7 protein-coding genes are annotated in these 10,809 nt (G+C 72.4%); 5 read left to right on the forward strand and 2 right to left on the reverse strand.

What is annotated here, in order from left to right:
• The first annotated feature begins 98 nt into the window (after positions 1-98).
• Complete coding sequence (locus OG937_28675; GenBank protein ID WUD75379.1) at positions 99-548, forward strand: MarR family transcriptional regulator; 450 nt, start codon at positions 99-101, stop codon at positions 546-548.
• Between the two features lie 87 nt (positions 549-635).
• Here the strand turns inward: OG937_28675 and OG937_28680 are convergent, their stop codons facing one another.
• Both OG937_28680 and OG937_28685 read right to left on the reverse strand, forming a co-directional pair.
• Positions 636-2,216, reverse strand: a complete 1,581-nt coding sequence (locus OG937_28680) for a ferredoxin (GenBank protein ID WUD75380.1) — start codon at positions 2,214-2,216, stop codon at positions 636-638.
• The gene (locus tag OG937_28685) at positions 2,213-3,361 is read right to left on the reverse strand and encodes a hypothetical protein (protein WUD75381.1); all 1,149 of its coding nucleotides are present in this window, start codon (positions 3,359-3,361) and stop codon (positions 2,213-2,215) included. The genes OG937_28680 and OG937_28685 overlap by 4 nt, the downstream gene beginning before the upstream one ends.
• A gap of 336 nt (positions 3,362-3,697) precedes the next feature.
• Between OG937_28685 and OG937_28690 the strand changes: the two genes are divergently transcribed.
• From OG937_28690 to OG937_28705, 4 genes are all read left to right on the forward strand, one after another.
• The gene (locus OG937_28690) at positions 3,698-5,659 is read left to right on the forward strand and encodes a S53 family peptidase (protein ID WUD75382.1); all 1,962 of its coding nucleotides are present in this window, start codon (positions 3,698-3,700) and stop codon (positions 5,657-5,659) included.
• 266 nt (positions 5,660-5,925) lie between these two features.
• The gene (leuS, locus tag OG937_28695; protein ID WUD75383.1) at positions 5,926-8,781 is read left to right on the forward strand and encodes a leucine--tRNA ligase; all 2,856 of its coding nucleotides are present in this window, start codon (positions 5,926-5,928) and stop codon (positions 8,779-8,781) included.
• 223 nt (positions 8,782-9,004) lie between these two features.
• Positions 9,005-9,649: a hypothetical protein gene (locus tag OG937_28700; GenBank protein WUD75384.1), complete on the forward strand. Its 645-nt coding sequence runs from the start codon at positions 9,005-9,007 to the stop codon at positions 9,647-9,649.
• A 102-nt stretch (positions 9,650-9,751) separates the two neighbouring features.
• Positions 9,752-10,597: a DegV family protein gene (locus tag OG937_28705; protein ID WUD75385.1), complete on the forward strand. Its 846-nt coding sequence runs from the start codon at positions 9,752-9,754 to the stop codon at positions 10,595-10,597.
• Positions 10,598-10,809: the final 212 nt, after the last annotated feature.

Here is a 10,809-nt window from a genome sequence, read left to right on the forward strand (position 1 = left end):
TGAGCGGGTACGACGGAACTGCTGCGGACCGGCCGTCTCGGGTAAGATGGACAGGGTCCTTACGTTCTTAGCGTGCCAAGAACGTAAGGTTCCTGTCAATGCGAGGGGAGACCTTGGTGGACGCCGACAGCGATGAGCTCTGCCTGAGCTTCCTGGTCCGTCAGGCGTGGCTGAACATGCGCGGGGCCATGGACGGCGCGTTGTCGGGGCTCGGGCTGTCCGTCGCCCAGTACGCCTCCCTGCTCGTGCTGGCGGACCAGCCGGGCATCACCATCGCCGACCTGGCCCGTGCCGTCGCCAGCACCCGCCAGTCGGCCAACGAACTGCTCGCCGGGCTTGCGGACCAGGGTCTGGTGGAACGCCGGCGGCACCCCACGGACGGCCGCAGCCAGCAGGTCTTCCTGACCGACGCCGGGCGCGAGCGCCTGGAGAAGGCCCGGCCCGTGGTGCGTGAGCGCGAACGGGAGCTCGAGGCCGGGTTCAGCGACGAGGAACGCCGCCTGGCCCGGCAGTGGCTGCGGCGCATGACCGGTGACCGCGCGGAGTGAGCGCGGGGTGCCGGCCCGAAGGCCGGCGCGGACGTACGAAGGGCCCGGCACCGCGACGGTGCCGGGCCCTCCTGCGTGCGGCCGGGGTCAGCGGCGGCCGCCCTCCTCCATGCGCAGCGCCAGTGCGGGGCAGCGGGCCACCGCACGCTGCGCGGCCGCGTCCAGGTGCGGCGGGACGGGCGTGCCGGCGATGTCGGGGTAGCCGTCCCGGTCCAGCCGTACGATCTCCGGGAGGACGCCGGCGCACAGGCCGTGGCCCTTGCACAGCGTCCAGTCGACGTTCAGCCGCTTGTTGCTGGTCTGCGCGGCCGCGCCGGCGGGGGCGCCGCCGCGCGGCGCCGGCGGGTCGGACTTCAGCAGCGGCAGCACGCCCACGGTGGGGCGGCCGCAGCCGCCGCCGAGGACGTGGGCGGCGAGGTCGTCGGTGAAGGCGTTGATGGTGGACATCACGAAGCGCATCGAGCCGTCGGGGTGCTTGCACACCCCGCGCCCCTTCACCGCGACCGCGGTCTGCCGCAGTTGCTCCAGCGCGGCCTGCCCGCCGCCGTTGAGCACGTCCTGCAGCAGTCCGGCCATACGGGGCAGCCCGAGGCGGCACGGCCCGCACTGCCCGGCCGTCTCGGCGGCCAGCCACTGCGCGACCCGCAGCGACTCGCCCAGCGGGCACAGGCCCGGGTCCAGCGGGAGCAGGGCGCCCGCGCCCAGGGTGGCCTTGTGGGCCTCCAGGCTCTCGCGGGCGATGGTCACCATCGAGGCGACGCTGGGGTCGATCCAGTTGCCGTGGTAGCCGCCGACGAGCACGCCCTGCCCCGGATTCCCGCCGCACATCTGCAGGATGTACGACATCGGCACACCCGTCGGGGTCTCCACGACCGTCTGCCGGGGCACCGAGCCGGACACGGTCAGCATGGCCGTACCGGGCTCGCCCGGGGCGCCCGCGGAGCCGAAGCGGATCGCCCCCATGCGGGCGCCGATGGCCAGTTGGGTGAAGGTCTCGGTGTTGGAGAAGAGCGTCGGCATGCCGCCGAGGCCGGACTCGCTCGCGCTCACCTTCTTGCCGGGCGGCAGGGGGAGGCCGCCGTTGGCCGCCGAGATGATGCCCGAGGACTCGCCCGACACGAAGCGCTCCGGCATGCGCACGATCCGGGCCCTCAGCTGGCGGCCCCGCTTGGTGCCCAGGCCGCGCTCGGCCAGGGCGTCGCGCACGGACTGTTCGTTGGTGTCGCGCGTGACGCTGATGACGAGTTCGCGTGCGCCGAGGATCTCGGCGCACAGCAGGGCCCCGTCCAGCATGAGGTGCGGGGCGCGGCGCAGGATGACGGCGTCCTTGCGGCAGGCCGGTTCGCCCTCGCAGCCGTTGACCATCACCGCGGTCGGCGAGCCGCGCCGGCGCGCGGCCTCACCGACGGCCTTGAGCTTCTTGTAGAAGGGGAAGCCCGCCCCGCCGCGGCCGCGCAGGCCCATCAGCTCGGCGAGGTCGAGCAGTTCGCCCTCGGTCATGCTCGGCATGGAGCCGTGCACATTGAGGTGGGTCACCCGGTCCAGGCGCTCCACCTCGTCGAACCCCGCGGTGATCCGGGGCAGCCCGACGGTGCGCACGTCGGGGAGCACATCACCCGCCCCCGAGCGAGGGGCGGGTGACCGGTCCGGTATGGCGGGAACGCTCATCGTTGTCCTTCATAGGGTCCGGGCGTGGACTGCTGCCAGGCGATCGGCTGGAGCCTGTCGGCTCCCAGCGGATCCGCGCCCTGCCTGCCGTCCGGCACCGGGGTGCCCCATGCGGGAGTGCCGTCCCAGCCGGTCTGCTGGGGTTGCTGCTGGTACGGCACCTGCGGTTGCTGCTGGTACGTCGCCTGGGGGTCGGCGGGCACCTGCGGCAGTTGCATCGTGGCGGCCGCGGGATCCATGCCGAGGGTACGGTCCGGGGCCGGGGGAGGAACAGCCGTGTACTGCTGGGCGGTGGGGAAGTTGGGCAGCGGCGGCAGCGGTTCGCTGTAGGCGCTGGCCAGGCTGGGCCCGGTCTCCTCCCGGGGCACGGCACGCCGGCGGCCGGAACCGCCCCGGGACGCGGCCCGTTCGCCGCCGAGCTTGCGGTAGGAGGCCGAGCGTTCCCGCGTCTCGGGGAAGAGCGCCTCGCCACGGGTCCTGCGGAGCCGGTAGATCAGCCCGATGGCGACACCCACCAGGCAGATCCCGTAGGCGACGATGATCCAGGTCTTGGCGGAGCGGCCGGACTGCAGGCCGTGGATCAGCGCCATGCACCAGGACGCGTAGGCGGTGCTGTGCAGGATGCGCCACCGCACGGGGTGCCGGTTGGCGGCGAAGACGCTGCGCATGGCGCCCGTGGCGGCGGCGAGGATCATCAGGTAGGCGGCGAGCACGCCGAGGGAGATGAGGCCGTCCCGGCCGGTCACGCCGAGAGGGAGGAAGGCGCCGGGGGTGGTGACCCGGGCCTCGACGACCTTCGTCGTCACGTGCAGGACCAGGAATCCGATCGCGGCGACGCCCAGACCGCGGTGGATGCCCTGGGTGAGCAGGCGTTCGCGGGGCCCGAGGAAGACGGTGTCGGTGGACACCAGACCCCAGATGACGGTGCAGCTCAGGGAGACGAGGGTGAGGACGCCGGCGCCGAAGTCCAGGAACGCCCGCAGGTACGGACCCGCGGTGACGGCGAGGACGAGCAGGGCGGCGGCGGTGCCGGCGATCGCCCAGGCGCGGGGCGACCGTGCGGCGCGAAGGGCCCCGGACAGGATGTCGCTCGCCGGTATCGGGGGGGTCCGGCGACCGTCCGGGGACTGTCGGTTGGTGCGCATGCGGCAGACGCTAACCCGTACGGGTGGCCGGAACGATCGTCTTTCGACAACCCGGGATGAGGATCATTACGAACTGCTAACGTTGGTTTGTTCGGGCTCCGTTCGGCAAGGATGATCGGTCCTTTACCGGAACGTCCGCTCTCCGGCACTATATGTCCGCATTCCGGATCGGATTGCCGTCCCAATTGCCCTTTCGTGGGCCTTCCTTGAGTCCTTCTTGGCGAACACATGTCCCTGGCATGAGCTGTTCACCGCGAGAGTGGCGTGGCGGTCCACGCGCGCTGCCGTTTCCGGCGCGCCGCCACTCCGCGCGAACTTCACACAGCAGGGGGTTTCATGAGCTCAACCCGCTCGAGAAAGCGGGCCGGCCTGGCCCTGGCAGCGACACTGCCTCTGGTCGCCGGTGCGCTGGCGATGGGCATACCCAACGCCCAGGCCGACGCACCGCACGGACGTCACAGCCTCGCCGGCAGCAAGCCGGCCTGGGCCACCGCCAAGGCCGACAAGGGCGCCACCGCCGACTCGGCCCAGGTCACCCTCCGGGTGTACCTGGCCGGCCGTGACGCCCAGGGCCTGGCCGCCTACGCCCAGGCCGTGTCCGACCCCGGTTCCGCCTCGTACGGCACGTTCCTCTCGGCGAAGCAGGCCAAGGCCCGCTTCGGCGCCTCCGCGCAGCAGATCGCGCAGACGCGGCAGTGGCTGGAGTCCTCCGGGCTGAAGGTCACCGGCGTCGACGAGCGCTACCTGACCGTGACCGGCGACGTCGCCGACGCGGAGCAGGCGTTCGGCACCCAGCTCCACAACTACGCGAAGGGCGCCAAGACCTACCACGCCCCGACCGGGACCGCCTCCGTCCCCGCCTCCCTGGGCGGCGCGGTGCTCACCGTCACCGGCCTGGACAACTCCCCGCGGCGCGCGCAGCACCAGGACACGCTGCCGCCGCCCGGCGCCGTCTTCAAGAACTCCGGCCCCTTCTCCACGTACTACGGGTCGAACACGAACAAGAAGCTGCCGGTCGCCTACGGCACGCGCGCCCCCTACGCCGTCAAGGGCTACACGGGCAAGCAGCTGCGCGCCGCCTACGGCGCGGGCTCGTACAACGGCAAGGGCGTCACCGTCGCCATCACCGACGCGTTCGCCTCCCCGACGATCGTCGCCGACGCCAAGAAGTACGCCGCCCGCAACGGCGACGCGGCCTACGAGCGCGGCCAGCTCTCCCAGGTGCTGCCGGCCGACTACCGCTACACGAGCCCCGACGAGTGCGACGCCTCCGGCTGGTACGGCGAGGAGACCCTGGACGTCGAGGCGGTGCACGCGGTCGCCCCGGCCGCCGACATCACCTACGTCGGCGCCTCCTCCTGCACCGACGACGACCTGCTCGACGCGCTCGGCAAGATCGTCGACCACCGGCTCGCCGACATCGTCTCCAACTCCTGGGGCGACATCGAGAGCAACGAGACCCCGGACATCGCCGCCGCGTACGACCAGATCTTCCAGATCGGCGCGGTCGAGGGCATCGGCTTCTACTTCTCCTCGGGCGACGCGGGCGACAACGTCGCGGCGCACGGCGCGAAGCAGGTCGACACCCCGGCGAACTCCCCCTGGGTCACCTCCGTCGGCGGCACCTCGCTCGCCGTCGGCAAGGGAGACAAGTACCAGTGGGAGACCGGCTGGGGCACCCTGAAGGCCACGCTGGCCAAGGACGGCTCGAGCTGGACGGCCTTCCCCGGCGCCTACACCTCCGGCGCCGGCGGCGGCACCAGCAAGCTCTACGCACAGCCCTTCTACCAGCGCGGCGTGGTTCCCAACTCGCTCGCGCTGGCCAACGGCGGCACGGTCAAGCAGCGCGTCGAGCCGGACATCTCGGCCGTCGCCGACCCGAACACCGGCTTCCTGGTCGGCCAGACCCAGGCCTTCCCGGACGGGTCCTTCCAGTACAGCGAGTACCGGATCGGCGGCACGTCGCTCGCCGCCCCGGTGATCGCGGGCGTCCAGGCGCTGGCGCAGCAGGCCCGGCACGGCGTGCCGATCGGCTTCGCCAACCCGCTGATCTACGACCGGTACGGCACCGGCGCGTACCACGACGTGACCGACCACCCGCTGGGCCGCGGCAAGGACCTCGCGGTCGTCCGCGTGGACTACGCCAACGGCTTCGACGCGGCGGACGGCACGATCACCTCGCTCCGCAGCCTCGGCAAGGACAGCTCGCTGTCCGCGGTCGTCGGCTACGACGACGTGACCGGCGTCGGCACCCCGGCGCGCGGCTACCTCGACTCGTACCGACCGCACCACCGCTGAGCCGCACCACCGCTGATCAGCGGTGGGAACGGCAGGGAAGGGCCCGCACCGGGGGGAACCTCGGTGCGGGCCCTTCCCGCTCTGCGGTACCCTGACCCCATGCGTGCCGTACGCCTTCTGCTTAGCAAGCCGCGCTGACCACGATCGATGTCAGTGCGGCGCCCCTCCTGTGCGAGGGGCTTTTTCGTTTCCGCAGTTGCGCAGGCAGATGTCCGTACGGCGGCCGGGCCGCAGGCCGTCATGACAGCGATGGAGTACGAAGGACGATGAGCGAGACCACCCCCGCCGCGGAGGCGGCTGCGCCCCACCGCTACACGGCCGCCCTGGCCGCCGACATCGAGAGCCGCTGGCAGGACTTCTGGGACGAGCACCAGACCTTCGCCGCGCCCAACCCCACCGGTGACCTGGCCGGGGACGGCGAGCTGGCCAAGCCCAAGAAGTTCATCATGGACATGTTCCCGTACCCCTCGGGCGCGGGACTGCACGTCGGTCACCCCCTGGGCTACATCGCCACCGACGTCTTCGCCCGCTTCCAGCGGATGACCGGGCACAACGTGCTGCACACCCTGGGCTTCGACGCCTTCGGCCTGCCCGCCGAGCAGCACGCCGTGCAGACCGGCGAGCACCCTCGGGTCACCACCGAGGCGGCCATGAACAACATGAAGTCCCAGCTGCGCCGGCTGGGCCTGGGCCACGACAGGCGCCGGTCGTTCGCCACGATCGACCCGGACTACTACAAGTGGACCCAGTGGATCTTCCTGCAGATCTTCAACTCCTGGTACGACCCCCAGGCCGACCGCGCCCGCCCCATCGGCGAGCTGGTCGAGCAGTTCGAGAAGGGCGAGCGGCGGGCACCCGACGGGCGCGCCTGGGCCGAGCTGAGCCCCGTCGAGCGCGACGCCGTCCTGGGTGAGTACCGCCTGGCCTACGCCTCGGAGTCCCCGGTCAACTGGTGCCCCGGCCTGGGCACCGTGCTGGCCAACGAGGAGGTCACCGCCGACGGCCGCTCCGAGCGCGGGAACTTCCCCGTCTTCAAGGCCAAGCTGCGCCAGTGGATGATGCGCATCACCGCCTACGCGGACCGCCTGCTGGCCGACCTGGACGCCCTGGACTGGCCCGAGGCGATCAAGCTGCAGCAGCGCAACTGGATCGGGCGCTCCGAGGGCGCCAGGGTCGACTTCGCGGTCGAGGGCCACGGCGAGAGCCCGATCACCGTCTTCACCACGCGTCCGGACACCCTGTTCGGCGCCACCTACATGGTGCTGGCCCCCGAGCACCCGCTGGTCGACACCGTGGTGCCGGCCGCGTGGCCGGAGGGCACCAAGGAGGCCTGGACCGGCGGCGCGGCCACCCCGGCCGAGGCCGTCGCGGAGTACCGCAAGCAGGCCCAGTCCAAGTCGGACGTCGAGCGGCAGACCGAGGGCAAGAACAAGACCGGCGTCTTCAGCGGCGCGTACGCCGTGAACCCGCTGACCGGCACCCGCGTCCCGGTCTTCGTCGCCGACTACGTCCTGATGGGCTACGGCACCGGCGCGATCATGGCCGTCCCCGGCCAGGACGAGCGCGACTGGGAGTTCGCCACCGTCTTCGACCTGCCCATCATCCGCACCGTACGGCCGCCCGAGGGCTGGGAGGGCGAGGCGTACACCGGCCAGGGCCCGGCGATCAACTCCGCCAACGACGAGATCGACCTGAACGGCCTGGAGGTCGCCGACGCCAAGCGCAAGGTCATCGCGTACCTGGAGCAGCGCGGCATCGGCGAGGGCACCATCAACTTCCGCCTGCGCGACTGGCTGTTCAGCCGCCAGCGGTACTGGGGCGAGCCCTTCCCGATCGTCTACGACGAGGACGGCGTCGCCCACCCGCTGCCCGAGTCGATGCTGCCGCTGGAGCTGCCCGAGGTCGAGGACTACTCCCCGCGCACCTTCGAACCGGACGACGCGGACACCGAGCCCGAGACCCCGCTGTCCCGCAACGCGGAGTGGGTCCACGTCGAGCTGGACCTGGGCGACGGCCGCGGCGTGCGCCCGTACCGCCGCGAGACCAACACCATGCCCAACTGGGCCGGTTCCTGCTGGTACGAGCTGCGCTACCTGGACCCGCACAACGACCGGAAGCTGGTCGACCCCGAGATCGAGCGGTACTGGATGGGGCCGCGCGAGGGGCAGCCGCACGGCGGCGTCGACCTGTACGTCGGCGGCGCCGAGCACGCGGTGCTGCACCTGCTGTACGCGCGCTTCTGGTCCAAGGTGCTGTTCGACCTGGGCCACGTGTCGTCGGTGGAGCCGTTCCACAAGCTGTTCAACCAGGGAATGATCCAGGCCTACGTCTACCGCGACGGCCGCGGCTTCCCCGTTCCGGCGGCCGAGGTCGAGGAGCGCGACGGCGGCTGGTGGTACGGCGGCGAGCAGGTCAAGCGCGAGCTGGGCAAGATGGGCAAGTCCCTGAAGAACGCCGTCACCCCGGACGAGATCGCCGCCGAGTACGGCGCCGACACCCTGCGCCTGTACGAGATGGCGATGGGCCCGCTGGACGTCTCCCGGCCCTGGGACACCCGCGCGGTCGTCGGCCAGTACCGGCTGCTGCAGCGGCTGTGGCGCAACGTCGTGGACGAGACGACCGGCGAGGTCACGGTGACCGGCGCCGAGCCGGACGAGGACACCCTGCGCGCCCTGCACAAGGCGATCGACGGCGTCCGCCAGGACCTGGAGGGCCTGCGCTTCAACACCGCCATCGCCAAGATCACCGAGCTGAACAACCACCTGACCAAGGCGGGCGGCCCGGTGTCGCGCTCGGTCGCCGAGCCGCTGGTGCTGCTGATCGCGCCGCTGGCCCCGCACATCGCCGAGGAGCTGTGGCGGCGGCTGGGGCACGACGGGTCGCTGGCGCACGAGGACCTGCCGGTGGCCGACCCGGCGTACGTGGTGGACGAGACCGTCACCTGCGTCGTCCAGATCAAGGGCAAGATCAAGGCCCGTCTGGAGGTGCCGCCGACGATCTCCGACGCCGACCTGGAGGCCCAGGCCCTGGCCGACCCGGCGGTCGTGGCCGCGCTGGAAGGCGCGGGGGTCCGCAAGGTGATCGTGCGGGCGCCGAAGCTGGTGAACATCGTTCCTGCCTGATGGCGTGCCGGCGCGGTGACGCGCTCGGTCTGATGGGCTGATGGCGTGCTCGGCTCGGGCCTGATGCCCGGCTGATCGCCCGGTCGGTGCAGGTCGGTGTAAGGGGCGGGTAGGGGTTCTCCCGGAACCCTTGCCCGCCCCCGTCCGTTTACGGTGGGCATACAACCGATCGAGCAGATCGGGCCGGTCGGACGGACCGGGCCGACCGGGCAGAGGAGCCGCCGTGGATGTCGCCGTCGCCGTGATCCTGCTGCTCTTCGCCTCCTTCGTGGCGCTCGGTGTCGTCGCCGCGGTCAAGACGGCGCGGGCGGTCAAGCGCGGGGTGGAGCGCACCAGCATCGAGGCCCGCCGCGTGGTCGAGGACACCGGTCTGAAGGCCCGCCGCTACAGCCGGCCCGGGCCCGCCGGGAAGCTCGCCGAGCTGCGCCTGGCGCTGCGTACGTCCGTCACGAGCACGGAAGCGGCGCTGGAAGGGCAGGCCGCCGTCGACCCGTCGCTGAGCGAGGCCGTCGCGCTGCTCGCCAGGCTGAGCTCCCACGCCCGGGAGCTCGACGCGGAGCTGCGGCTGCTGGAGCGCGAGCCCGACCGCTCCCGCATCGCGGCCCGGATCGGCGAGCTCCAGGAGCGCACGCGGCGCATCACCCACTCCGCGGACTCGCTGCGCTGGGCAGCCCAGGACCGGGCCCGCCGCTTCGCCGACGACGACCTCGCGGCGCTGGGCCGCGACATCGACCTGGAGGCCGGGGCGTTGCGGCACTGGGCGCCCTCGGCGCTGCCGGAGCCGGAACCGGAACCGCGCACTCAGCCGGGGATGCGGCGCGAGCGGATGCCCGAGCCGGGCGCCGGGCAGCCGCCCAAGGCGCTGTGAGGGGCCGGGCGCGGCCGGGACGGGCCCCGGGGACGTTCACCAGGGTTCACCTCGGCGGAGCCGTACTGTCGCCCGGCCTTCGGCGCGGGTAACCTCCCGCACATGTCGTCCCATGTCGCTATCGTCACCGATTCCACGGCCTACCTGCCGCAGGAGGCCCTGACCCGGCACCGGATCACCGTGGTGCCCCTGGCGGTGGTGATCGGCGACGAAGCGCTGGAAGAGGGCACCGAGGTGTCGGCGCCCGCGGTCGCCCGCGCCTTGCAACGCCGCAAGCCCGTCACCACGTCGCGGCCGAGCCCCGAGGAATTCGCCGCCGCCTACCGCGCGGTGGCGGAGTCGGGCGCGACCGAGATCGTCTCCCTGCACCTGTCGGCGGAGTTCTCCGGCACCTACGACGCCGCGCTGCTCGCGGGGGCGGACGCGCCCGTGCCGGTGCGCGTCGTGGACACCGCGATGGTCGCCATGGCCCTCGGGTTCCCGGTGCTGAGCGCCGCCGAGGCGGCGGAGGGGGGCGGCTCCGCGGACGAGATCGTGGCGGCGGCGGAGAAGCGGGCGTCGGACACGTCGGCGTACTTCTACGTGGACACCCTGGACTACCTGCGCCGGGGCGGACGCATCGGCGCGGCGCAGGCGCTGCTCGGGTCGGCGCTCGCGGTGAAGCCGCTGCTGCAGCTGGACGAGGGCCGCATCCAGCTGCTGGAGAAGGTGCGTACGGCCTCCAAGGCGCTGGCGCGGCTCGAGGAGATCGTCGTCGAGCGGGCGGGCACCCGTCCGGTGGACATCGCCGTCCACCACCTCGCCGCCGCGGACCGCGCGTCCGCCCTGGCGGAGCGGCTGCGGGCGCGGGTCCCCGGGCTCAACACCCTCGTCCTCAGCGAGGTCGGCGCGGTGATCGGCGCCCACACGGGGCCCGGGCTGCTGGGGGCGGTCGTCTCCCCGCTGTGACCCCTTTCGGGTGACGGGGTTATCCACAACCTCTGGACAATCCACAGGACTTGCGCAAGATCATCTTGTTGGCGCCGGTCCGCCTACCGTCCCTGACATGGGATCGACCACCGCAACTCCTCGCCACCGCAGGCACCCGTCCGCACGCGTGCCCGCACCCGGGCCCGCCGCCGGCGCGGTCCGGGAACGGGCCGCAGCCCTCTTCGACCGTC

The organism is Streptomyces sp. NBC_00510 (genome assembly GCA_036013505.1).
Classification (GTDB): domain Bacteria; phylum Actinomycetota; class Actinomycetes; order Streptomycetales; family Streptomycetaceae; genus Actinacidiphila.